The 24,176-nt window shown below is 31.0% G+C and carries 23 protein-coding genes and 1 pseudogene; 19 read left to right on the plus strand and 5 right to left on the minus strand.

Going from position 1 to position 24,176, the window contains the following annotated elements:
* The first annotated feature begins 1 nt into the window (after position 1).
* The 19 genes and pseudogenes from Q0998_RS06550 (at position 2) to Q0998_RS06640 (ending at position 16,175) form a co-directional block, all read left to right on the plus strand.
* On the plus strand, positions 2-1,084 hold the full coding sequence (locus Q0998_RS06550) for an HlyD family efflux transporter periplasmic adaptor subunit (RefSeq protein ID WP_299667857.1): 1,083 nt from the start codon (positions 2-4) through the stop codon (positions 1,082-1,084).
* Complete coding sequence (locus Q0998_RS06555; RefSeq protein WP_299667860.1) at positions 1,081-2,343, plus strand: FtsX-like permease family protein; 1,263 nt, start codon at positions 1,081-1,083, stop codon at positions 2,341-2,343. The genes Q0998_RS06550 and Q0998_RS06555 overlap by 4 nt, the downstream gene beginning before the upstream one ends.
* A complete protein-coding gene (locus Q0998_RS06560) occupies positions 2,344-3,018 on the plus strand; it encodes an ABC transporter ATP-binding protein (RefSeq protein WP_299667863.1) in 675 nt (224 codons plus the stop codon).
* Positions 3,019-3,092: 74 nt separating this feature from the next.
* Positions 3,093-3,545 (plus strand): hypothetical protein, encoded by a 453-nt coding sequence (locus Q0998_RS06565; RefSeq protein WP_299667866.1) that lies wholly within the window; start codon positions 3,093-3,095, stop codon positions 3,543-3,545.
* Between the two features lie 8 nt (positions 3,546-3,553).
* Positions 3,554-3,766, plus strand: a complete 213-nt coding sequence (locus Q0998_RS06570) for a hypothetical protein (RefSeq protein WP_299667869.1) — start codon at positions 3,554-3,556, stop codon at positions 3,764-3,766.
* Positions 3,766-4,647: a J domain-containing protein gene (locus Q0998_RS06575; protein ID WP_299667871.1), complete on the plus strand. Its 882-nt coding sequence runs from the start codon at positions 3,766-3,768 to the stop codon at positions 4,645-4,647. Before Q0998_RS06570 ends, Q0998_RS06575 begins: the two co-directional genes overlap by 1 nt.
* A 1-nt stretch (position 4,648) precedes the next feature.
* Positions 4,649-4,945 (plus strand): chaperone modulator CbpM, encoded by a 297-nt coding sequence (locus tag Q0998_RS06580; protein WP_299667874.1) that lies wholly within the window; start codon positions 4,649-4,651, stop codon positions 4,943-4,945.
* A 16-nt stretch (positions 4,946-4,961) separates the two neighbouring features.
* A complete protein-coding gene (locus Q0998_RS06585) occupies positions 4,962-5,873 on the plus strand; it encodes a mechanosensitive ion channel domain-containing protein (RefSeq protein ID WP_299667877.1) in 912 nt (303 codons plus the stop codon).
* A 4-nt stretch (positions 5,874-5,877) separates the two neighbouring features.
* Positions 5,878-6,468, plus strand: a complete 591-nt coding sequence (locus tag Q0998_RS06590; protein WP_299667880.1) for a CDP-alcohol phosphatidyltransferase family protein — start codon at positions 5,878-5,880, stop codon at positions 6,466-6,468.
* Positions 6,469-7,686, plus strand: coding sequence for a metallophosphoesterase (locus Q0998_RS06595; RefSeq protein ID WP_299667882.1), 1,218 nt, complete (start codon positions 6,469-6,471; stop codon positions 7,684-7,686).
* 69 nt (positions 7,687-7,755) lie between these two features.
* Positions 7,756-8,208 (plus strand): pyridoxamine 5'-phosphate oxidase family protein, encoded by a 453-nt coding sequence (locus Q0998_RS06600; protein ID WP_299667885.1) that lies wholly within the window; start codon positions 7,756-7,758, stop codon positions 8,206-8,208.
* Between the two features lie 9 nt (positions 8,209-8,217).
* On the plus strand, positions 8,218-8,568 hold the full coding sequence (locus tag Q0998_RS06605; protein ID WP_299667888.1) for a hypothetical protein: 351 nt from the start codon (positions 8,218-8,220) through the stop codon (positions 8,566-8,568).
* A gap of 153 nt (positions 8,569-8,721) precedes the next feature.
* A pseudogene (locus Q0998_RS06610) lies at positions 8,722-9,405 on the plus strand (peroxiredoxin).
* Between the two features lie 14 nt (positions 9,406-9,419).
* Positions 9,420-10,310, plus strand: a complete 891-nt coding sequence (locus Q0998_RS06615; protein ID WP_299667891.1) for a L,D-transpeptidase — start codon at positions 9,420-9,422, stop codon at positions 10,308-10,310.
* A gap of 59 nt (positions 10,311-10,369) precedes the next feature.
* On the plus strand, positions 10,370-11,365 hold the full coding sequence (locus Q0998_RS06620) for a GntR family transcriptional regulator (RefSeq protein ID WP_299667895.1): 996 nt from the start codon (positions 10,370-10,372) through the stop codon (positions 11,363-11,365).
* Between the two features lie 2 nt (positions 11,366-11,367).
* Positions 11,368-12,258, plus strand: coding sequence for an aldose 1-epimerase (locus tag Q0998_RS06625; RefSeq protein ID WP_299667898.1), 891 nt, complete (start codon positions 11,368-11,370; stop codon positions 12,256-12,258).
* A 13-nt stretch (positions 12,259-12,271) separates the two neighbouring features.
* Positions 12,272-13,420 (plus strand): galactokinase, encoded by a 1,149-nt coding sequence (galK, locus tag Q0998_RS06630; protein WP_299667901.1) that lies wholly within the window; start codon positions 12,272-12,274, stop codon positions 13,418-13,420.
* A gap of 17 nt (positions 13,421-13,437) precedes the next feature.
* Positions 13,438-14,463 (plus strand): UDP-glucose--hexose-1-phosphate uridylyltransferase, encoded by a 1,026-nt coding sequence (locus Q0998_RS06635; protein ID WP_299667904.1) that lies wholly within the window; start codon positions 13,438-13,440, stop codon positions 14,461-14,463.
* Positions 14,464-14,585: 122 nt separating this feature from the next.
* Complete coding sequence (locus Q0998_RS06640; RefSeq protein WP_299667907.1) at positions 14,586-16,175, plus strand: solute:sodium symporter family transporter; 1,590 nt, start codon at positions 14,586-14,588, stop codon at positions 16,173-16,175.
* Positions 16,176-16,263: 88 nt separating this feature from the next.
* Here Q0998_RS06640 and Q0998_RS06645 read toward each other — a convergent pair whose 3' ends face one another.
* The 5 genes from Q0998_RS06645 to Q0998_RS06665 all read right to left on the minus strand — a co-directional run bounded on the left by Q0998_RS06645 (position 16,264) and on the right by Q0998_RS06665 (position 24,166).
* Positions 16,264-16,623: a hypothetical protein gene (locus Q0998_RS06645; protein ID WP_299667910.1), complete on the minus strand. Its 360-nt coding sequence runs from the start codon at positions 16,621-16,623 to the stop codon at positions 16,264-16,266.
* A gap of 155 nt (positions 16,624-16,778) precedes the next feature.
* Positions 16,779-18,851: a glycoside hydrolase family 172 protein gene (locus tag Q0998_RS06650; RefSeq protein WP_299667913.1), complete on the minus strand. Its 2,073-nt coding sequence runs from the start codon at positions 18,849-18,851 to the stop codon at positions 16,779-16,781.
* Between the two features lie 8 nt (positions 18,852-18,859).
* A complete protein-coding gene (locus Q0998_RS06655; RefSeq protein ID WP_299667916.1) occupies positions 18,860-20,392 on the minus strand; it encodes an arylsulfatase in 1,533 nt (510 codons plus the stop codon).
* Positions 20,393-20,436: 44 nt separating this feature from the next.
* Positions 20,437-21,885, minus strand: coding sequence for a sulfatase (locus tag Q0998_RS06660; RefSeq protein WP_299667919.1), 1,449 nt, complete (start codon positions 21,883-21,885; stop codon positions 20,437-20,439).
* A gap of 541 nt (positions 21,886-22,426) precedes the next feature.
* The gene (locus Q0998_RS06665; RefSeq protein ID WP_299667922.1) at positions 22,427-24,166 is read right to left on the minus strand and encodes a RagB/SusD family nutrient uptake outer membrane protein; all 1,740 of its coding nucleotides are present in this window, start codon (positions 24,164-24,166) and stop codon (positions 22,427-22,429) included.
* Between the last annotated feature and the right edge of the window lie 10 nt (positions 24,167-24,176).

Below are 24,176 nucleotides of genomic sequence, written 5' to 3' on the forward strand. Positions count from 1 at the left end.
TATGAAGTTAATTTTTTTTATAGTTATTTTATTTTTCTTTTTATCCTGTGCGAAAGAACAAGAAAAAATACTTCCTTTAGAGCAAGAATTAATAGAATCTGTGTATTCTTCTGTTATTATTCAACCAGATAGCTTATACCAAGTGTATTCCATTGTTTCAGGAATTATAGATAAAAACTTGGTAGAAGAAGGAGATCTTGTGTTAAAGCAACAAGCATTGATTCAAATTATAAATAATACGCCGAAATTAAATACAGCAAATACGCGATTGGCATTATCGCTAGCTAAAGACAACTATCAAGGAAGCGCAACTATTTTAAAAAGTATTCAAGATGAAATTGCTTCTGCAACGCTCTCTTTTAAAAACGATTCTATTAATTTTCAAAGACAAAAAAATCTTTGGAATCAAAAAATTGGTTCGAAAGTAGAATTTGACACGAAACAGCTAAAATATCAACTGTCAAAAAACAATTTACAACTTTTAAAAGGGAAGTACCATCAAACAAAAAATCAATTGATAACCGCATTAAAACAAGCTGAAAATAATTTTCAAACGTCACTCATCAATACAAAAGATTTTACCGTAAAAAGTAAAATTAAGGGTAAAGTATATGAGTTGAAAAAAGAACCTGGAGAACTGGTAACTATTCAAGAACCAATTGCTTTGGTTGGAAGTGCCACTCGTTTTGTCATAGAAATGTTGGTAGACGAAGTAGATATTGTTCAAATTTCAAAGCAATTAGAAGTCGTTATTAATTTAGATGCTTACAAAGGTGTTGTTTTTACGGGGAAAGTTTCTAAAATATATCCAAAAAAGGACGAGCGAAATCAGACTTTTAAAGTAGAAGCTGTTTTTAATGCAGCGCCTAGGAAATTGTATCCAGGACTTTCTGGTGAAGCGAATATTATTATTGCCAAGAAAAAGAATGCGTTGACAATTCCTAAAGAGTACTTAATAGAAAACAACAAAGTAAAAACAGATAACGGATTGGTAACTCTAAACTTGGGTTTACAAAGCTTAGAATATGTTGAGGTTTTATCAGGAATTACAAAAGATACCTATATCTATAAAACAGAGAAATGACACATTGGAAAGTCATATTAACCATTGCGAAAACACACTTACTTACCAAAATAAAACAAACAGCTACTGCAGCTTTAGGTGTTACTTTTGGCATTGGAGCTTACATTACGCTGGTTTGTTTTATGACAGGATTGAATACCATGTTAGATGATTTAATTTTAAATCAAACACCTCATATTCATGTGTATAATGAAATTGAACCTTCAGAAAAACAACCTTTAGACTACTATCATAATGTTGAAAACTCATTTTCAGTAATTCGTTCTATAAAGCCAAGATTGAGTCAGAAAAAGATTCACAATGCAAACCCAATTATTGCCTATCTAAATCAAAATGAGAACGTACGTGGTGCAATTCCTCAAATAAAAGCAACCATATTTTACATTGCTGGATCTATTGAGTTGGGTGGGAATTTAACGGGCATACAACCCATTGAAGAAGCGAGGCTCTTTAACCTACAAGACTATGTTGTAGAAGGAACTCCAAAAGATTTGTACAATAACGAAAGCGGAATTCTTTTAGGTATAGGAATCGCTAAAAAAATGTCTTTAGATGTTGGAGATCGTGTGCAAATAAGCACGATAAAAGGAGCTGTTTTTCCACTTAAAATTGTGGGATTATATCAAAGTGGAATTTCTGAGATAGATAATATACAGAGTTTTGTAAATCTTAAGACAACACAGAAAATTTTAGGCGAAGCAGAAAATTATATTACAGATATTAATGTAAAATTATACAATATTGAGGAGGCCTTGCCTTTATCAAAAAAAATAGAACGCCAGTTTAACCTTACAGCAATAGATATTAAAACTGCCAACGCACAATTTGAAACAGGCACTACCATACGGAATTTAATTACCTACGCCGTTTCAATAACACTTTTAATTGTAGCTGGATTCGGAATTTATAATATTTTAAATATGCTCATTTATGAAAAGATGAATGATATTGCCATTTTAAAAGCGACTGGTTTTTCGGGTAAAGATGTACAGTATATTTTTATGAGTCAAGCAATGATTATTGGTTTTGTGGGTGGTGTTTTAGGGCTGCTTATCGGGTATGGATTGACAAGTCTTATAAGCACCATTCCGTTTCAAACAGAAGCATTACCAACAGTAGAAACCTATCCTATAAATATGAATCCGTTATTTTTTGTCATAGGATTCTTGTTTGCAATGATTTCTACTTTTTTAGCAGGGTATTTACCTGCTATAAAAGCAAAAAAGATAGATCCAGTAAAAATTATAAGAGGACAATAAATGGAAGCTATTTTAAAAACGAAAAACATCAATAAGTATTTTAAAAAACCTGTTTTATTTCACGTTTTAAAAGATATTAATTTTCAAGTGAATAAAGGAGAATTTACCTCCATTATGGGGAAATCTGGCTGCGGAAAATCAACCTTGCTATATATTTTATCTACGATGGATACCGATTATGAAGGCGAATTATTTTTAAATAATCAGCTTATTACAGGTCAAGATAAAGACCACCTTTCTTATATCAGAAATAAACATATTGGTTTTGTATTTCAGTTTCATTATTTACTCTCTGAATTTTCTGTGCTCGAAAACGTATTATTACCTGCAAAAAAGTTGGCAGAAAAATCATTAAAGGAGATTGAAAGCGATGCGATGCAAAAATTAAAAATGTTGCACATAGACCATTTAGCTAAAAAACGAGCCTCAAGAATTTCTGGTGGAGAAAAACAGCGTGTTGCCATTGCAAGAGCGCTTATCAATAATCCTTCTATTATTATGGGCGATGAACCTACAGGAAATTTAGATAGTTATAACGCAGAAAACGTCTTTGATATATTTAAACAATTAAGTGACGAGCAAGGCTTGTCTTTTTTGGTGGTTACACATGATCAAGATTTTGCAGATAAAACAGATCGAATCATACAGATGGGAGATGGAAAGATTATCAGTTAGCTTTTGGGTTTATGATATTCATCATTTCTAATACTATAATTTACAATTACTTTTAACATCTAAACACAATAGTTTTGAGTAATTACAGAAGCAGACCTAAAGGAAATTACAACCAAGAAGCCACTTGGGAAGAATTGCAGATACTAACTGAAAGATGGAAAAATTCATTAGAATTTTATGCATTTGAGATAGCATTTTTAGAAATATTGATTGAAACTTATTTTGTAAAACTTTTACTTCAAGAAAATTTTGATGTTTTAAGAGAGCTACAAAAAGATATATCTGAAGCAAAAAAACAATGCAAAAATATGCAGCAAAGCATTCTAAATCATATAACCCATATTGCTAATATCATAAATGAACCTTTTAACAATAGTACAATTTCCTTTAGATATACACATGAAATATTTGAGGATGAAATTTCAGAGTTTAAAGCGCTATTAAAAGTACTTAAATACACTGTTTTTAAAATAACCAAGAATATTTTAGAAAGCGAGAAACCTCAATTTATCTGGAAATATAATTAAGAAAGGTTATGAAAACTTTACAAAAAAGCACTACTCAAATACTAAAAATAACGAATCATATCGAGACGAATTATCCTGAACTGTATGCTGTTTTAGATGAAAATCCTCTCACAATTCCTTCCGAAGGGAATCCAGCTATCACTATAGATCTTCTGGAAGAGTATTTAGATAGCTTAAAGCAAATATTAAATCACTATATCAAAAACCATCATAGCGCATAATGGCATTTATTGATTATTATAAAATATTAGGGCTTACTAAAAAAGCAACTGACAAAGAGATTAAAAAAGCATATCGAAAGTTGGCGCGAAAATACCATCCAGATTTAAATCCGAATGATAAAGTAGCAGAAAAAAAGTTTAAGGAAGTAAATGAAGCCAATGAAGTATTGAGCAATTTAGAAAATCGCAAAAAATACGATCAATATGGCGAACACTGGGAACATGCAGAAGAGTATGAGAAAGCCAGACAACAAGAACAATATGCAAATAGTCGAGGTAAATCGGGCAGATATTCTGAAGAAGATTTTTCAGATTTTTTTGAAAATATGTTCGGAGGGAGTTCACAGAGAACTCAAGGACGTAATGTTCAATTTAGAGGTCAAGATTTTAATGCTGCATTACAATTAACGTTAAAAGAGGCCTATACTACACACAAACGTACGCTAACGGTACATAATAAAAAAATACGAATCACCATTCCCGCAGGAGTAGAAAACGGACAAGTCATAAAAATAAATGGGCATGGAGGCAAAGGGATGAATAATGGGCCTAATGGCGATTTGTATATTCAATTTTCAATTGTAAACAACACCACATTTAAAAGAGATCGCGAAAATTTATATACGTCGCTTGATATAGACTTGTATAAAGCGCTTTTAGGGGGAGAAGTAATGGTCAATACTTTTAATGGAAAAGTAAAACTTACCATAAAACCAGAAACTCAAAACGGAACAAAAGTTAAATTAAAAGGGAAAGGATTTCCGAAGTATAAAAAAGAAGGGCAATATGGCGATTTGTATATTACCTATAGGATAAAAACGCCCACAAATCTTTCAACTAAAGAAAAAGAACTTTTTATAGAATTATCAAAATTAAGATAATATGGAGCTTACAGATTTAATTTCGGTAGAACAGTTTTGTACACATTATAAGGTTCCTGTATCCTTTATAAATCAGTTGCAGGAATTAGACTTAATTGAAATAATTAGGGTAGAGAAAACTTTGTGTTTACCAAAATCACAAATAAAAGAAGTAGAAAAAATAATCCGTTTGCATTACGAACTTCAAATTAATTTAGAAGGTGTAGATGCTATTTATAATTTATTGAAACAAGTAGAAACCTTACAAGAACAAATTGTAAGACTAAATAATAAATTAAATTTTTATAAAAATTTGTAGATAAATTCATCCTAAAATGGAACAGATACAACAATTCATAAAAGATTATCCTTTGTTTTGGAACATTGTAAAGTTTCTAGTTTTAGTTGTACTCGTCTTCTTTTTTGTTCAATTTTTAAGAAAACAACTAAAGAAGAACATTCCTAACGTATCGGTGCGTTATAAATCTCAAAAAGGCGTCGAAATTTTAGGATATGTGTTATTACTAATTATGGCCATTACCTATTTTACAGGAACTATTAAAGATTTTACGCTCATCATAGGTTTGTTTACCGCTGGTATGGCTTTTACCTTACAAGAATTAATATTAAGTATTGCAGGTTCTGTCTATATTTTTTTAGTGAAAGTATATAAACCCGGAGATCGAATTGAGATTCATGGAATTAAAGGAGATGTGATTGATGTAGATAGTATATATACAACAATGATGGAAATTGGACAATGGGTAAGCAGTGATAATTATACAGGTAGAATTGTGAAGCTAAGCAATGCCTTTGTATTTAAAGGCCCTGTGTACAATTACTCGCAAGATTTTCCTTTTATTTGGGATGAATTTAATTTACCCATACGATATGGATCTGACGTCGAATTGGCAAAATCAATTGTTGTTAAAACGGCTATCGAAACCCTTTCAGAATATACCATCAATTCAAGGTCGCAATGGAATGAGGTCGTTCATAAATATTATATTGAAGATGCGCAAGTAAATCCCACATTAGCGATTTCACTCACTGACAATTGGATGCAATTCAACTTAAGATACATTGTCGATTTCAAAAAAAGAAGACTTACAAAAAACACCTTACATGATAGCATCAGAAAAGAAATAGAAAAAACGAATGGTAGCGTTATGTTGGCTTCTACAACTTTAGAAGTAATAAAAATTCCTGATGTAAAAATTGATTTAAAAACCTCAAATACTATTTAAGAAGATGTTCACATTCAAAAATTTTAATATCGCAGATTGGTTTTCATTTTATAGAATTTTTGCGGCTCCTTTTTTATTGTTCTTTATTCTTTTTGATGCACAATTAATTTTTACTTTGTTTTTATTGATTAGCTATTTAACAGATGCTATTGATGGGTATCTTGCCAGAAAAATGAACATTACTAGTGCAAGAGGTTCGCAATTAGATTCATTTGGAGACCAAATAACATTAATTATAGGGCTTATAGGTTTGTTTTATTTTGAAGCTGATTTCATTCAGAAAAACTTAATTTTAATAGTAGTTGCATTTACACCTTATTTGTTACAAATGAGTATTGCGTATTTAAAGTACGGAAAAGCGACAGCATTTCATACTTATTTGGCAAAACTATCCGCAGTTTTACAAAGTGTTTTTATTCTCTGGGCACTATTTTTTTCTCCAGAATACAGCTTATTTTATAGTATGATAGTTATAGGCTTGTTAGAAACTTTTGAAGAAATTATACTTATTTTTATGTATGACAATTGGGCTTCTGATGTAAAAGGTATTTATTGGGCGCTTAGAGATAAAAGACGCTTAAAGAAAAAACTATAAATGAAATCCTATTCTTTTTTCACTATAATTCTCTTGTGTATTGCCATTCTAATTGTAGATATTTTGGCTTTTTATTGGTTGCAATCTATTACACAATTAATTATTTCTAATTTTTTTAGAATAAGTATCTATGTACTATTCTGGACTTTTACATTAGGATTAATTACCTCAATTTTGGTTTTAAAAATTAGATTAGATGCTATAGATCCAAAGAGAAAACAGCTGCTAATTTCTTCATTTTATGGACTTACAATTTCTTCATTCTTCCCCAAGCTTATTTTTGTAATTATAATTACCATTCTTTATTATAGTAATTATTTATTTTCTGAAACAGCCTCTATAATTTTAGTTCCTTTCGTAGGTTTGCTTTCTGGTTTTTTGCCATTTTTTATCATTTTGTACGGAGTTTTTAAATCGTTGTACCATTTTAAAATTCATTCTCATACACTTCACTTTACTAATTTACCTAAGTCTTTTAATGGATTGAGAATTGTACAAATTTCTGACATTCATATAGGCAGTTTTAACAATAAGCATGCTATTTTGAACCGTGCGATCGAAAAAATAAATTTTTTAAAAGCAGATTGCATTTTTATAACTGGAGATTTGGTCAATAATTATGCGTGGGAATTAGATGGCTGGACACCTATTTTTAAAAAACTAAAAGCAAAAAAAGGAAAATATGCAATTCTAGGAAATCATGATTATGGCGATTATAGTCAATGGAAATCGATGGATGAAAAGAAAGAAAATTTTGAAGCAATCCAACAGTTTTACAAGAATATTAATTTTAAATTATTGATGAATGAAGCCGCAACCATCACTAATAAAAACAAAGAACAAATTGCTGTTATTGGAGTTGAAAATTGGGGAAAACCTCCTTTTGAACAGTATGGAGATTTGCAAAAAGCACTCAAGCAGGTTCAAAAGGTTCCGTTTAAGATTTTATTATCTCATGATCCTTCTCATTGGGCAGAAGAGGTGGTCAATAAAACAGACATTTCACTCACTTTATCTGGGCATACACATGGCATGCAAGCCGCTTTTCAATATAAAAACTTTCAATGGAGTCCTATAAAATTAAAATACAAACATTGGGCAGGTTTGTATCAAGAAGAAACACAATATTTATATGTAAACAGAGGTTTGGGTTGGTTAGGTTTTCCTGGAAGATTGGGTATGAGACCAGAAATAACGCTCATAGAAATCTGTAACTGACGAATATCATAGTTTTTACATCAGTTTTCATAGAACTTTAGTTCCTAAACGAATCTAAAAACAGATCTTATGATAAAAAATTTAAGCCAAAAAGAGTCTGCAGACCTTTTAGCAAATAATTATATTGGGTATTTAGGGTATATCTATAAAGACTGTCCTTTTATTGTACCCATCACTTATTTTTTTGATGGAAAAAATACCATAATTCTATATTCTTCTGAAGGTCATAAAACAGCTGCAATGCGTAAAAACCAGCGTGTTTCACTTCAAGTTTCTGAAATAAAAAATATTGATAATTGGGATTCTGTTTTAGCGCATGGAGTTTTTGAAGAACTTTCTGGGAATGACGCAAAACGTAGTTTGCATGAATTTGCGACAGGAATTAAACATCTTATTTTAACAAAAGAAGAAAAGAATTTGCATTTTATTGGTGAGTTTTCTAGCAAAATATATAAGGATGAAATTCCAGTTATTTTTAAAATTACAATTGATGAGATCACAGGTAAAAATAGAATTCACTAAACTTAAAGAATGAGAAGTGCATTTGTTTTTTTGATAGTAATTCATGCCATCATCCATTTAATAGGCTTTATAAAAGCATTTTTTTCAACAGAAATAAACAAACAAATATTGGGTATCTCAAAACCAATTGGAGCACTGTGGCTCATCGCTTTTATGCTCTTTATAGCTGTAGCGGCTGCATTTTTATATACTAAAAAGTGGTTTTATAGTGCCTTTGTAGCTGTTTGTCTTTCACAAATTTTAATTATAATAACCTGGCAAGACACAAAGTTTGCAAGCATTAATAATATCCTAATTTTATTAGTTGCCATATTGGCTTTTTATAAATACCGAACGGATAAAATTATTGATTCAGAATAAATAAAATACTAAAACAATAAGATTGAAAATGATATTGGGCCTATTTTTTTACTGATAATTATCATTTGTACATTTCTATAAAAAACATAATTTTAATACCAAAACTTATTTAAAACACATAAAATGGAAAATACACAAGAACAAATTATATCAATGCCCAGAATTGGTGACAAAGCACCCGAATTTAAAGCAATAACAACACAGGGAGATTTAAATTTTCCAGCAGATTTTGCTGGAGAATGGGTAATTCTATTCAGTCATCCAGCAGATTTTACTCCAGTTTGCACGAGCTAATTTATGACTTTTGCACACTTAGAAAAGAAATTCTTAAAAGCCCATTGTAAGTTGGTAGGCCTTTCAATTGATGGTTTGTACAGTCACATTGCTTGGTTAAGAACTATTAAAGAAAAAATTGAATTCAATGGTATGAAAAATATTGAAGTAACTTTTCCTTTAATTGAAGATATTACTATGGAAGTTGCTGAAAAATATGGAATGATTCAGCCAGGAGAAAGTAAAACACAAGCGGTAAGAGCTGTCTTTTTTATAGATCCTAAAGGGATGATTAGAGCAATTATCTATTATCCTTTGAGTTTAGGAAGAAATTTTGATGAAATTTACAGAGCTTTAATTGCCATGCAAACTTCAGATAAATTCTCTGTCGCTACACCTGCAGATTGGAATCCTGGTGATGATGTTATTATTTCGCCAGCCGCTTCTTATGGTGTTGCCGAAGAAAGAATGACAGCCACAGACGATTTAAAATGTGAAGATTGGTTCTTTTGCACCAAGAAATTAGACAAAGAGATGATTTTAAGTGAGTTGTTAAAGAATTAACTGAATAGCATTCGATGCATAAAAAAGGTCAAAAGTTTTTTATAGTTTTACTATTATTAACAACTTTTGTTGTGGGTTATACAACTGTATTTTCCTTTTTAAAAAACGAAAAAATTGTGGTTGATAAAACGATTACAATAGGAAATTACTTCTCTTTTCTAGATTCTATTGTATTAAAATACAATGCCATAACACCTTATAATTTAACTGAGCATCTTTTGGTGAGAGCCAATCCGTGGATTATTGATACACTTCAAAATACAGATTATTACATTCAAAAAGCTAAAGGCAGATTTGTCTATGATCAAAAGAAAATGGTTGTGTTAAATAAGGGGGATCACTTAATTTTACCAGATGCAGTTTTAGCTAAGAAAATTATCGAATCTTTTCAAAAAACAAGCATAGATATTAATATTCCAGCTTTTAAACTCCGAATTTTCGAAGACGGTATTGAGCGTTTCGAATTCCCTATTCGCGTAGGAAAAGATGAAAAAAAGTATTTAGAAATGTCTGGCAGAGTTCAGGATTTAAAAACAAAGACTGGTAAAGGTAAAATTGTAGCTCATGTGCGTAATCCAAGATATGTAAATCCAGTTACTAATCACGAATATTTTGTGACCAATCGAGATGATAAAAGAATAACAAAATTACCACAAATTCCTTTTATAGAAACTGAAATAAACGGGCTAAGATATGGGCAACTCATTCACCCAACAACAAATCCTGTTACTCTAGGAAAAGCATATTCTAACGGATGCATTGGTACTAGAGAAGGAGATGCTTGGGTTATTTATTATTATGCTCCTATAGGTACAAAAATAAATATAAGATATGATTTGAATGTAAAATCGAACAATGGAGAGGCTATTGTTTTAAAAGATATTTACGGTTATTTTAAAAATTAATTAAAAACATACTAGTACCTACCAGTTGTTTTATTGGATAATTTATTTATATTTGTAGCATGGAGATTGTAAATTTCAAAGAATCTAGTGCACCAAAATACAAACAAATTGTTGCTGCTATTGAAGATGCTATTGTAAAAGGGAAACTAAAAAAAGGCGATCAGTTACCATCCTTAAATGTTGTCAAAGAAAAATACAATTTATCTCGAGATACGGTAATCAATGCATTTAATGAGTTAAAAAATAGAGGGATTATCCATTCTGTTGTTGGAAAAGGATATTTTGTTTCTAGTGAAGATATTGTATTAGAAAAGAAAATTTTCTTGCTTTTCGATGAGTTGAACTCTTTTAAAGAAGATCTATACAATTCTTTTTTACAAAACTTAGGTAAAAATACTCAGGTAGATCTATTTTTTCATCATTTTAATATTGATGTCTTTAATAGACTGATACATGACAATATTGGCAATTATAGTTCTTATATAATTATGCCAGCCAATCTTAAAAATGTAAAAGTTACAGTTGAAAATTTGCCCAAAGACAAAGTGTATATTTTAGATCAAGCTCATAAAGAGCTAGAAGATTACCCTGTAATTTATCAAAATTTTGAAAAAGATATTTTTAACGGACTTCTTTCTGGTTTAGAGAAACTTATAAAATATGAAAAACTTGTATTGTTATTTGCAAAAGAAAAACAGCCTAAAGGAATTTTAAAAGGTTTTCAATTATTTTGTCATACACACAATTTAAATTTTGAAGTTATCAATACTTTAGAAAATAGACTTCCAAAAAAAGGAGAAGTTTATTTTGTTTTGGACGATAAAAACTTAATCCGAATTATTAAAAAGATAAAAACAGCCCAGTTAATTTTAACGAAAGATATTGGTATCATTTCATTTAATGATAGTTTATTAAAAGAAGTTGTAGCAAACGGAATTACCACGATTTCTACAGATTTTAATTTAATGGGAGAAAGACTTGCTGAAATGATTTTAAACAATCAACAATTAAAAATTGAAAATCCAAGTAAATTAATTTTAAGAAAATCGATATAAAAATGTTTAGAGTTGATGAAATAGCTGAGAATAGTTTTAAGTTTTTAGAATTAAAAAACACCAAAGATGGTTCAATGGCAAGAATTTCTTTAAGCGAAGGAGGGAGGCTGCAAAATTTGAAATTTAATGCAATCAGTCTAATTGAGGATCAAGCAAATTTTGATTATAAGGATTCTTATGCTTCTGCCATTTTATTTCCTTTTGTTAGTAGAATTGAAAACGGAGCATATACTTTTAATGACAAAAAATATAAATTTAATTGCAATCAAAGCGATGGTAAAAATGCATTACATGGGCTAGTTTACAATAAGGAGTTTAAAATCTTAGAAAAGAAATACTCTTCAAATAGTTGTGCTGTTAAGATCTATTATTCAGAAAAAAATGAGAGTCAAGGTTTTCCTTTTAAATATTCAATGTATTTAACATATACACTTTTAAAAAATGAGTTGCAATTACAGGTACTTGTCAAAAACGATGATAATAAAGCTTTTCCTTTCGTTTTAGGTTGGCATCCATATTTTATAAGTGATGATTTAGATAGCAGTTATCTGAATTTTAAAAGTGATAAAAAAATTATGTACGATGAAAATTTAATTACCAAAGAAATTGTATCAAAGAAAACAGTCGGTAAATTTCATATAGAAAGTAAACAATTAGACGACTGCTTTGTTCTTGAAGACAATGCTGTACAATTTTCTACCTCTAAATATCATGTTCAACTCTCATCAAATAGTAAAGAAAATTTTTTACAATTATATACTCCCAAAAATAGATCAGCAATTGCTATAGAACCCATGACAGGAATTTCAAATAGTTTTAATAATAAGATAGGATTGCAAGTTTTAGCACCAAATGCGTCACACAATTTAAAATGGACTTTAAAACTTTTATAACAACCAAATTATTATGAGTACTACACTAATAAAAGAGGTAAAAGAAGCATTCAAAAAAAAGTTTTCTACAGACCCTTTGCTTATTTTTTCCCCAGGAAGAATAAATATTATCGGAGAGCACACAGATTATAATGGTGGTTTTGTTTTTCCTGCTGCTGTAGACAAAGGAATCGCTTCGGCTATACAAAAAAGCAATACTGGAAATTGTACTGCAATTGCCTTAAATTTAGATAGTGTTATAGAATTTGAATTAGACAAATTAAAACCTTCTAAAGAAGGAAGTTGGGAGAATTATGTTTTTGGTGTGGTTGCAGAAATTCAGAATAGAAATAAAATTATTGGCAATTTTAACATCATTTTTAAAGGAAATATTCCTGGAGGAGCTGGCATGTCTTCTTCTGCTGCTTTAGAAAATAGTGTTGTTTTTGGTTTGAATGAATTGTTTGATTTAGGGTTGACCAAAAAAGAAATGATTTTAATCTCCCAAAAAGCAGAACACAATTATGTTGGCGTAAAATGCGGAATTATGGATCAGTATGCCAGCATGTTTGGTATAAAAAATAACGCATTGCTGTTAGATTGTAGAACAATTGAAGCCAAACCTTATAAAATAGATTTTAAAGAGCATCAGTTCCTATTAATAAACACAAATGTAAAACATAGTTTGTCTGATAGCGCTTATAACGATAGACGTTCTGCTTGCGAGCGTGTTGCCGAATTATTAGGAATAGAAACTTTAAGAGAAGCAATTGAAGAAGACCTTAAAAAAATTATAGACAAAGTAACGCCAGAAAATTACCAAAAAGCATTGTATGTAATTCAAGAAATAGAAAGAACTCAGAAAGCTGCAAAAGCGATTGAAGAAAATGACTTACAAAAGCTCGGAGCTCTAATTTATGCATCACACAATGGCTTGCAACATCAATACAAAGTAAGTTGTGATGAGTTGGATTTCTTAGTAAATCAAGCTAAGAAAAATAAACACGTTCTAGGTGCAAGAATGATGGGTGGTGGTTTTGGAGGTTGTACCATTAACCTCATTAAAAAAAGTGAAGCAAAAAACTTTGCCCAAACAGCTTCTAAAGCCTATAAAAATAAATTCAATAAAGATTGTTCTGTTTACTATGTAACCCTTTCTGATGGCACGCATTTGGTGAAATAAGCAACTAAAATAAGATCATGAAAAATACAGATTTGCAAGATTATTCTCATAAACGATTCAATATACTAACAGGAGAATGGGTTTTGGTTTCACCACATAGAGCTAAAAGACCTTGGCAAGGTCAGAATGAAGAAATAACAACAGAAAAAAGGCCTTCTTATGACGCTAGTTGTTATTTATGTGCAACCAATACAAGAATCAATGGTGAAATAAATCCTGATTATAAAGATGTTTTTGTGTTTACAAATGACTTTGCTGCGCTGCAAAAAGATTCGCCAGCCTTTAAAGTCAATGATGGTTTGTTAAAAGCACAGAGTGAAAAGGGGATCTGTAAAGTCATCTGTTTTAGTCCAGATCATTCTAAAAGCTTAGCAGATATGAGTGTTTTAGAGATTCAAAAAGTAGTGCGCGCATGGCAAGAAGAATACAGTGCTATTGGTAAAATTGAAGGAATTAATTATGTTCAAATTTTTGAAAATAAAGGAGCTGTTATGGGCTGTAGCAACCCACACCCTCATGGACAAATTTGGAGTCAATCTACATTACCAAATGAAGTGTATAAAAAGAACAAACAACAACTAAAATATTACCAAGAAAACAACAGGAGTTTGTTAGAGGATTATCTAAAGCAAGAACAAGATTTAGCTGAAAGAATTGTTTTTGAAAATAAAGATTTCATTGTATTAACACCTTTTTGGGCAATTTGGCCTTTTGAAGTAATGATTGCGCCTAAAAAACAGCAAAGAGATCTCACAGAAATGACAGAAAATGAAGCGCTAAATTTTGCGGAAGCAATTTCTGTAATTACAAAAGTGTACGATAAACTATTCAATACCTCTTTTCCGTATTCAAGCGGAATTCATCAAGCACCAACCAATGGAGATAAAAATGACTATTGGCATTGGCACATGAGTTTTTATCCACCTTTATTAAGAAGTGCAACGGTTAAAAAATTTATGGTAGGCTATGAGATGTTTGGTTCTCCCCAGAGAGATATTACGGCAGAAATTGCAGCTATAAAATTAAGAGAATTGGTAAAATAAAACTTTTTTAGTCTATAAATAAACTCATGAATCTGTATGGAAATTAAGTATTCAAACAAAGTCCTTTAAATTTTATACTTTCACCCTCGAATTCTTTTTAAAACTTTTAAATTTAAATAATTATGCAAATACTAACATTTTTAGGCTTTACTATTTTAGTAGCAGTGATCGCTTATTTAAAAACCAGAAATACAGACGAGAATTCTTCAGATGGCTATTTTTTAGGAGGTAGGAGTTTAACTGGAGTTGTAATTGCAGGTTCTTTGCTACTTACAAATTTATCTACAGAACAAATAGTAGGTTTAAACGGAGCCGCTTTTAAAGAGGGGATTTTAGTAATGGCTTGGGAAACATTGGCTGCAATTGCAATGGTGGTAACTGCTGTTTTTCTTTTACCAAGGTATCTAAAAGGCGGAATTACAACGGTGCCTCAATTTTTAGAAAAAAGATATGATAAAATGACCAAAACCATTACTTCGGGATTGTTTTTAAGTGGTTATGTGGTTGTTTTGTTACCCATCGTTTTATATTCTGGAGCATTAGCAATAAATACAATGTTTGATGTGCCTGCATTATTAAATGTAAGTGAAACAAAGGCGCTTTGGATTACAGTTTGGGGAATTGGAATTATAGGTTCTATTTATGCCATTTTTGGCGGATTAAAAGCAGTTGCTGTATCAGATTTAATAAATGCAATTGGATTATTAATTGGAGGTTTAATGATTCCTGTTTTTGGTTTGTGGGCAATTGGAGATGGTAGCTTAACTGAAGGATTTTCGATATTAATAAACACGAATCCTGAAAAATTTAATTCTTTAGGAGGTTCAAAAGCGTCAGTTCCTTTTGGTACAATTTTTACAGGGATGATGTTGGTGCAGTTATTTTATTGGGGAACCAACCAAGCAATCATACAAAGAGCATTAGGAGCTAAAAATTTAAAAGAAGGTCAAAAAGGATTATTATTGGCATCCTTTATAAAAATACTAGGCCCATTAATTGTTGTTTTACCAGGTATTATTGCTTTTCATATGTTTGGAGATACATTAACAAATCCAGATCAAGCATATCCTAAATTAGTAACAGAAGTTTTACCAGCAAGTTTAGTTGGCTTTTTTGCAGCCGTTTTATTTGGGGCAATTTTAAGTTCATTTAATTCAGCTTTAAACAGTTCTGTAACATTATTCGGAATAGACATTTATAAATCTCATATTAAAAAAGATGCAACTGAAAAACAAACTGTTTTTGCAGGTAAATCTTTCGGAGTTGTTTTGGCGATATTGTCTATGTGTATTGCTCCATTAATTGCGAATGCTCCAGACGGACTGTTTGGTTATTTGCAAGAAGTAAATGGATGTTATAGCATTCCTATTTTAACTATAATTGTTGTAGGATATTTAACAAAATACGTTCCTGCAATTGCTGCAAAAGTAGCTATCATTTCTGGTGTAGTTTTGTATAGTATCAGTCAATTTATCTTAAAACCGTTTGTTGTAGGCGAAGAGAATTATCCTCACTTTTTACATGTAATGGCTATTTTATTTGTGCTCAATATCATCATTATGTTGATTATTGGTAAATTTAAGCCTCGTGTTGAAGCCTTTAAATTAGAATACACCAACCAAGTTGATATCAAACCTTGGAAATATTTGAAAGTAACAGGAATCGCTATTTGTTTGATTGTAGTAGGAATTTATGTCTACTTTGCAAATTAGTAGCAATTAAATAATATGTACTAAAAAACTCAAGATTGTAAGTAATCTTGAGTTTTTTATGTTCTAATGAAAGTTTTAAAATATGAAGTTAATTCAACAGTTCCTTTTCTTTAATTCGAAAGCAACGTTCTTCCCCCAAAAATTGTGGATCTCCGTATTTTTCTGACCAAAAACCCTCTAAAATATCTTTAGAAATGCATTTGTAAACCACCACACCTTTGTAAATAGTATCTTCATCACCTTGATACTGAAAATTAATGACCAATATATTATTTTTAAAAAAACCAGTTCCAAATTGTTGTTGACTTTTATTGATGCGCCATTTTGCCACAATTCTATGGTTACTGTCTAAAGTTAACGAGAGTGTTCCTTTGTAAGAGTCTTCTTTTTCAGCATTTTGATTGCTTCCTATAATCTGATAGTTACCAACTAAATCTTCAATTCTCATTTATTCTGCGAGATAATATTAAATTTAAATATACGCTGTAAAAAATGAAAAATTAAAGAAAAATTAGGGAATATATTTTTTTTCTTGTAAAGAAAAAGTATTCGAAATAATAAAATACTATCTCGAATACTTACTAATTCAATAACCAAAATCAACTATCTTTTTTTAAATTCGAAATAATCAATCCAAAGTTTTTGAGGAAATTTATCTTTTTTTAGTAAATCAAATATAATTTCTTGTCTTCCTTTTTTAAGATCCACTGTTCCTAGTTTTACCCTTTCTGTATACTTTGTATCATTAGAAGATTTAAAATTGATATTCTTTAATTTCTGATTGTTGATAGAAATTTTAAAAACACCGCCTTCTTTTTGTTTTATGATGTTTGCATACACATCATATCTACCTTCTTTATCGGAATTAAATTCTGTAACAAGATTGTTCTTTTTATTTTTATCTGTTCCCCAAAACAACATTTTATGCCCGCTAACATCTTTATACATAGATTCATGAGCAAAAGCATCTGTATTTACCCAACCACCAGTGTTTTTAGTAACTTTTAAGTTTTCTGCTTCTAAAGCATCGGGTTGTCTATACACTTCAAAAGGAATCTCGTAACCAAATAATTCATCTTCAGGAGTCGCTTTTATGGGATCTTTACCATCTGCATCTAAATACCAATAAACAACAGTAGCGTACTGTGTTGGCCAATCATTCGCAAAGTATTTTTCTAAATAACCATTAAAAGATTTTTGAAACGGAATGTTGTCTATGATTTGCCATCTGTTTACAGATTGATAGCCCATATTATCACTATCTATAGATTGACTGTGAAATGCTTGTTCAAAAATTGATGGATCGCACCATGCATACCCAAAATAATCTTCTGTTCCTGTGCCAAAAGTAGAAGGGAAGCTCTCACCATCTATAAAAAACTTTTCATCACCCTCTCCCCACCAATAGTGACCTTCACCAGCATTGGTATTGCTACCTCCTTTAGGATTCCAAAGAGATAAGGATGCACCAAGAAATCGACCTTTACCTTCAGTTTTTAGCAATAACCAATCTGGCCAACGTGCTTTTTCTACTGGAGCCAAATCTCGATGCCATTTTGCATGAAATCTAGCATAGTTGTCTGAATCTCCTTGAAGTTCATCTTCTCCTATTTCTAAAGTAACATCTACAGGATGATCTGAATAATTATGCAAAGTAATTTTAGCCCCTTTTAAAAAAGGCATATACCAATAACTGTACATTTCATCACCAACCATTCCCATTGGCAACGTTTTATAAGTATTAAAACCTGGGGCAGAACCAAAGAAATCGCCAATAGGAGACCAAACGGAAGGATTTTTTTCACCATCCCAAGCAATTTCAAGAATTGTTTTTCTTAAAATTTCTTCTATATTTTTTGAATTTGGAGTTTGAACCTTTGCTTTTAAACTAGCAATAGCTCCTTTGCCTTTTAAATCAAAAACAATAGTTCTTTTACCACTTTCTAAAGTTGTTTTTTGGGATGACATTGTTAACTCGTTATTGCTGGGGTTTTCTCCCATTTTTTGTTGAAAGAAGGTATTAACTTTTGTCAAAGCACCTGTAGTTTGTTCATTTAAATTAGGGTCAAATTTCTCAACTTCAGTCCCCTTTTTAAAAGTAATATAGTTGAAATGGTAGTATTGACCCCAACCTGGTTCTGCAACTATTTTACAACTTTTTTGATAAGTGATAGGCACATAATTATTAAATCCTTTTGCATTAGTTTCATAGACCAATTCAGAAAAATCAAAAGCAGGGATAGTAGGTTTAAAATAGTCTATAAAAGATTCACTAATCATTGGTGTTTCACTTCCATCTATATAAATATTTACTTTTCCTTTTCTAGGGCTTGCAGACCAAATACGAACAATAGCGCCAGGACCCGTCATTTCTGCTAACACTTCATTATTGCCTTCTTTTCTTATAAATTGAGGGTTTAAGCCGTCATTATTTGCGGCCCAATTTATAAATTCGCCTGTTATGGAATCTACTTTGCTTCTTCGATCATAACTTGCCCACATTTCACTTTTTTCACCTTCATTTGGCAATTGCGCCAACACTTCAAGGTCTGTTAGTCTATTTACTAAATTTACATAGGTTATTTTTTCAGTTTCTTTTTCCTGACAAGAGGTGTAAAAGACAAGCATAAAAACACTGACTGCCAAAGCTAACTTACTAATCATTAATTTTTTCATTATTCTTACTATTTATTTAAAATTTTCTTTATGAGTTCTTTCATTTCTGCTACAACTTCTGGATGCTTATTGTAAACATTTTTACTTTCATAAGGATCAATTTCAAGATTGTATAATTGACCAATAGGAGCATCTTCTTTTATTCTTCCGTTTTCAATATCACTATTTACCTGTTTTGTAAATGGAAAAGCGCCTGCATTTCCAAATGTATGATCACCTAAATTTCTGTCTCCGAAGCCACCTCCACCTTTGCCAGAGATGAACATCCACTTTCCTTTACGTAACGCTAAATGTCTAGGAGAACTAGGAGATATCAATAGATTTTCTCTTAGTGATTCTTTCGGATTTCCTAATAATGCTGGTAGCATATCTACACTATCAGGACCTTCATCATTTTTAGGTTTATAATCTATTATAGATGCTAAAGTTGCAAACAAATCTACATTAGATACAACTTGATTAGAGGTAGTTCCTGGCGTAATTTTTCCAGGCCATTTTGCTATAAAAGGCACTCTATGGCCACCTTCCCAAGCATCAAACTTAAAACCTAAATACGCTCCGTTTTGATGATGATCAGCTTCTCTTGCAGTTTGACCGCCTCTGTTTAACATGCCACCATTATCACTCGTAACAATAAGCAACGTATTTTCTGAAAGACCTTCTTCTTCTAGTGTTTTTACTATTTCTGAAATCATCCAATCTAACTCATGAATAAAATCTCCATAAGGGCCCGCTTCACTTGTACCAATAAATTGTGGAGCAGGGGTAAATGGATGGTGAATATTTGTTGTGGCAAAATATAAAAAGAACGGCGCTGTTTTGTTTTCTTTTATCCAACTAATAGCTTTGTCTTTTAAGACGGTACCTACCATTCTGTCTTTATATTTTTCATGAGCAGCGGTTGCACCTCCAATTTCATCCATTCCAAATTTTTCGTCAAAATATCTGGTTTTAGCTTTTTTATTATAAACCAGAGGGTCTTCTGGAACAAGACCAACTACAGAATGATTTTCTACATACACAAAAGGAGGATGACTGTTTACCACAGGAACACCAAAATAATAGTCAAAACCAAGTTCTAAAGGACCTGGTTTTAGAGGTTTGTTCCAATTAACGGGTTGTTTATTACCAAAACCCAAATGCCATTTGCCAATAATGGCGGTTTTATAATTTGCCTTTTGCATCAGATTTGCTAAAGTCATTCTATTGGTAGCTATCTTTAGCGTACTTTTTAAGAAAATTGGATTCCAAAAATTCCTTCTAACAGGATATCTGCCTGTTAGTAAAGCGTACCGAGACGGAGAACACACTGCAGAAGCAGCATGAAAATCTGTAAATCTTTTCCCTTCTGAAGCCAAACGATTAATGGCGGGGGTTTTAACTTTAGTGGCACCTTGTATGCCGATATCTCCATACCCCAAATCATCTGCATTGATAATGATAATATTTGGTTTTTGTTTTATAATTTGCGCAAGACTGTTTACAGATAAACAGGCCACAAAGAGACCTGTTATTAAAAAAGAAGTGGTTATATTTTTCATTTACATTATTGAATTTATTATTCTGTTAGTTTTAGTTTAAATCATTAAATTTTTTTTATCATCTGATTTTCTACTTGTGTTACTGTACTCTTATGATTTTGTACTACATCTTTTATTTCTTTTATAACATCAGGATGTTTTTTTAGGATGTTAAACCTTTCTGATGGATCTTTTTGAACATTAAATAATTCAAAATTTTCTAATTTTTGAAGGTTCCTTGGATATCCTTCAGGATTATTTTTATAAAAATATAATTTATAGTCACCTTTTCTAGCAGCAAAAACTTTAGTGCCATGATAATATATGATGCTTTCTCTTGTACTTTTCTTACTTTCGAATAGTGTAGGAGTGAGGCTAAAACCATCATAAACTCTATCTTTTTTTATGTCTGAATTTACAAGTTTTGCAATTGTGGGAAATAAATCCAACGTACTTCCAATATCCATTATTGTTGCTGGTTTTATTTTATTTGGCCACCAAAATATTGCAGGAACACGCATTCCGCCTTCGTAACATGTTGCTTTTGCTCCATAAAGAGGGCCTGCACTTCCTCCGTTTTCATTTAAAACAGTCCAAGGACCATTATCAGAAGTGAATATTACTAAAGTATTTTCTGATATGTTTTGTTCTTTTAACGTCTTCAATATTTCACCAACACTCCAATCTAATTCTTCAACTACGTCTCCATAAATCCCTCTTTTACTTTTGTTTATAAATTCATCCGAAGCAAATAAAGGAACATGTGGCATTGTATGCGCCAAGTAAAGAAAGAAAGGTTTGTCTTTATTATTTTTTATAAATTTTACAGCTTCTTTAGTGTACCTTTTAGTTATTGTATGTTGTTGCGCCGGTCTTTCTATAATTTTATTATTTCTCATTAATGGAACATTAAAATACGCTACTTTAGGATTCACATTTGCTTCACCATGGGATAGTTTTGTTGTAGGATCCATATCATTGCTATAAGGAATTCCGTAATAAGAATCAAAACCTTGGTTGGTTGGTAAAAAGTTTGGGAGATGCCCTAAATGCCATTTGCCTATTGCAGCCGTTTGATAGTTTTTCTCTTTCAGTATTTCTGCAATTGTAATTTCCTTTTCAGGAAGACCACCTGCTGAATTAGGAAAAAACACTCTTGGCCCTATATCGGTATCGGTACCACTTCTTATGGGTAATCTTCCAGTTAAAAGACCTGCCCTAGATGGTGTGCATACATTTGCTGCCACATAAAAATTTGTCCAACGCTGCCCTTCATTTGCCATTTTATCGATATTGGGTGTACGAATACTTGGGTGGCCATAACAACCTAAATCTCCATACCCTAAATCATCAGTAAAAATAATTATTATATTAGGAGTCTTTTGACCAGTTTCTATTTGCTCATATTTTTTTGAAGATACTTTAAAAGCATAGTTAATTGTTGTTAAACCCAATATAAGCATAGTTAAACTGAAACGATAATAATTATTGGAATTGGAATTCTTTTGTTTCATAAACTTTATAATAATATTTTGAATCTTGTTTCATTTTATAGTTGATTGCTCTTCCAAAAATAGAATAAAGGTTGGTTATAGTAATCAAAATGTACCCCATTAGAATATCAATTATTTAAACTCAATCTTATTTATTATCAATATTCAGATATTTCTGGCAACCTGTTATACCTTTTGTTATAGATAGTTATTTTAAAAAACTTCCAATTATAATTGTAACAAGACAAGTTAATATAGCAAAAGACCAAAATGAAGATTTCCTTAATGAAAACTTGTTCTCTGAACAAAATTTAATTGAAAAGTAAAATAAAAATAATACAAATAATAGCATTGGAATAGTTGTTATCTCTTGGATAACTCCAATAATAATAAAGTCGGATTTTATTACATATCCATTTAAGAATAGCAAAGTAAAATATCCTAAAGCTATTAGACTCAATATAAATAGTCTTTTATTATTCATTCTATAGTTTATATTAAATTTTTTCATCTTTTCTCCTGCCTATCAGGTGTGTTCTACTAGAATACTGATATGATTCTGTTAATTGTATCCTGGGTTCTGTACTAAATTAGGATTCTCTGTGATATGAATTCTTCTTAATGGCATGTAATAGTGTTGCTTCAAAAAGCTACGACTTCTGTTACCTTGTGCATTTTGAATTAAATACCCATAGGTATCTCTTGATCTTATGTAATATGTTGTTAACTTACTAAAAACACCACTTAAATCTTGTTCTGCTGTGCGCCATCTTCTTACATCCCAAAAACGAATCCCTTCAAAAGCCAACTCAACTTTTCTTTCGTTTTTTATGATGTCCATATCTATTGATAATTTATCGGGCATTCCTGCTCTGGTTCTTATTATATTTAAGTTCGTTAAAGCTTCAGCGGGTTTGTTTAAAGCAAATGCTGCTTCAGATAAATTTAAATAAATTTCTCCCAATCTAAAAATGATAAAGTCTGTAGTTGTTTCACTTCCTAAAGGAATGTCTCTTTCTGGTTTTAGGTATTTTTTCACACAAAAACCTGTTTGTGTTGCTCCTGCATTCGGGTTGTTGTTTACATCTTTTCCTCTACCAGATAAAGAATTATTTCTGGGATCTGTATTAATGTTAGAAGGAATTGTAAAATAATAGGTTTCAATTTGCGTGTCTATCCAAAAAGCTTCATTATATAATATGGATGCATGAAAGCGTGGATCTTTATTACTATATAAAGTAGCAGTAGATATTTCTTGATTATAATTTATAGAAGTTCCTGGGGAACCATCTTTAAATTCATAAGAATCTACCATTTCTAAAGTAGGATTTATAACACTTGCTACAAAAGGTTTGTAAGATAGAGGTTGATTATAGTAATCGTAATCATTACCATAATCTACACCAACATATTTTTTAGCAAAAATAACTTCAGCATTGTTTTCTTCTAAAAAAAGAGATTGGTAATTTCTTGCTTTGTCATTTGGATATCTATTGAATAATGTAAAATGCCCGCTTTCTATAATTTGTTTAGAAGCATTATAAGATTCTTGGTAAAACCGAGCTTCTTCACTTTGTGGCACACCTAAAATGCCATCTAATTGTACAGTGCTATATTCTGCAATACTTGCCGCATACAACATTGCACGACTTTTTAAAGCTAAAGCACCGTATTTACTAATTCTACCTTGATTTTCTGAATCATATTGTTCTGGTAAAATTTCAATAACTGCGTTTAACTCTTCTAAAATGAAGTTATACACCTCTAATTCTGTATTTCTTGAAACAAAAATATCTGGATCATTGATGTCTTGAGGTTTCGTTATGAGAGGAACACCACCATATCTCATGGCTAAATTATAATAGTGAAAAGCTCTTAAAAACCGAACTTCTGCAGCACGTTGTACTTTAAATTCTGTAGATAGTGTACTTTGCTCTAAAAAGGTTAAAAATTCATTATAACCTCTTATTACGTTATAGTCCCAATACCCTAAATATGCCCCGTTTCCAATATTGTCTGGATTGATAATACCTAGCGTAAATACATTTAGAATGTCACTCCAACCAAAGCAGGTTCTTGCTTCGTCTGTATTTACTACATTTTTATATTGAAAATCTCCAAAAACGTCATTGAAATTAGTAACACTGTAAAGGTGTGTTAAAGAAGCGTCTACAAGATTTTCGTCATTCCATACTTGAGCGTCTGAAATAATTCCTAGTGGCTCTTTGTCTAAGACATCTTCACAGGAAGTTAAGCCAATGAACAGTATACATACTGAAAATAATATTTTATTTTTTATCATCACAAATAAT

The organism is uncultured Polaribacter sp., assembly GCF_947501385.1.
Lineage (GTDB): Bacteria > Bacteroidota > Bacteroidia > Flavobacteriales > Flavobacteriaceae > Polaribacter.

What these genes read in the sequence shown, in the direction of transcription:
- Q0998_RS06550 (WP_299667857.1), top strand. Translation starts at nt 2, where the DNA reads ATGAAGTTAATTTTTTTTATAGTTATTTTATTTTTCTTTTTATCCTGT.
- Q0998_RS06555 (WP_299667860.1), top strand. Translation starts at nt 1,081, where the DNA reads ATGACACATTGGAAAGTCATATTAACCATTGCGAAAACACACTTACTT.
- Q0998_RS06560 (WP_299667863.1), top strand. Translation starts at nt 2,344, where the DNA reads ATGGAAGCTATTTTAAAAACGAAAAACATCAATAAGTATTTTAAAAAA.
- Q0998_RS06570 (WP_299667869.1), top strand. Translation starts at nt 3,554, where the DNA reads ATGAAAACTTTACAAAAAAGCACTACTCAAATACTAAAAATAACGAAT.
- Q0998_RS06575 (WP_299667871.1), top strand. Translation starts at nt 3,766, where the DNA reads ATGGCATTTATTGATTATTATAAAATATTAGGGCTTACTAAAAAAGCA.
- Q0998_RS06580 (WP_299667874.1), top strand. Translation starts at nt 4,649, where the DNA reads ATGGAGCTTACAGATTTAATTTCGGTAGAACAGTTTTGTACACATTAT.
- Q0998_RS06585 (WP_299667877.1), top strand. Translation starts at nt 4,962, where the DNA reads ATGGAACAGATACAACAATTCATAAAAGATTATCCTTTGTTTTGGAAC.
- Q0998_RS06590 (WP_299667880.1), top strand. Translation starts at nt 5,878, where the DNA reads ATGTTCACATTCAAAAATTTTAATATCGCAGATTGGTTTTCATTTTAT.
- Q0998_RS06595 (WP_299667882.1), top strand. Translation starts at nt 6,469, where the DNA reads ATGAAATCCTATTCTTTTTTCACTATAATTCTCTTGTGTATTGCCATT.
- Q0998_RS06600 (WP_299667885.1), top strand. Translation starts at nt 7,756, where the DNA reads ATGATAAAAAATTTAAGCCAAAAAGAGTCTGCAGACCTTTTAGCAAAT.
- Q0998_RS06605 (WP_299667888.1), top strand. Translation starts at nt 8,218, where the DNA reads ATGAGAAGTGCATTTGTTTTTTTGATAGTAATTCATGCCATCATCCAT.
- Q0998_RS06615 (WP_299667891.1), top strand. Translation starts at nt 9,420, where the DNA reads ATGCATAAAAAAGGTCAAAAGTTTTTTATAGTTTTACTATTATTAACA.
- Q0998_RS06620 (WP_299667895.1), top strand. Translation starts at nt 10,370, where the DNA reads ATGGAGATTGTAAATTTCAAAGAATCTAGTGCACCAAAATACAAACAA.
- Q0998_RS06625 (WP_299667898.1), top strand. Translation starts at nt 11,368, where the DNA reads ATGTTTAGAGTTGATGAAATAGCTGAGAATAGTTTTAAGTTTTTAGAA.
- galK (WP_299667901.1), top strand. Translation starts at nt 12,272, where the DNA reads ATGAGTACTACACTAATAAAAGAGGTAAAAGAAGCATTCAAAAAAAAG.
- Q0998_RS06635 (WP_299667904.1), top strand. Translation starts at nt 13,438, where the DNA reads ATGAAAAATACAGATTTGCAAGATTATTCTCATAAACGATTCAATATA.
- Q0998_RS06640 (WP_299667907.1), top strand. Translation starts at nt 14,586, where the DNA reads ATGCAAATACTAACATTTTTAGGCTTTACTATTTTAGTAGCAGTGATC.
- Q0998_RS06645 (WP_299667910.1), bottom strand. Translation starts at nt 16,623, where the DNA reads ATGAGAATTGAAGATTTAGTTGGTAACTATCAGATTATAGGAAGCAAT.
- Q0998_RS06650 (WP_299667913.1), bottom strand. Translation starts at nt 18,851, where the DNA reads ATGAAAAAATTAATGATTAGTAAGTTAGCTTTGGCAGTCAGTGTTTTT.
- Q0998_RS06655 (WP_299667916.1), bottom strand. Translation starts at nt 20,392, where the DNA reads ATGAAAAATATAACCACTTCTTTTTTAATAACAGGTCTCTTTGTGGCC.
- Q0998_RS06660 (WP_299667919.1), bottom strand. Translation starts at nt 21,885, where the DNA reads ATGAAACAAAAGAATTCCAATTCCAATAATTATTATCGTTTCAGTTTA.
- Q0998_RS06665 (WP_299667922.1), bottom strand. Translation starts at nt 24,166, where the DNA reads ATGATAAAAAATAAAATATTATTTTCAGTATGTATACTGTTCATTGGC.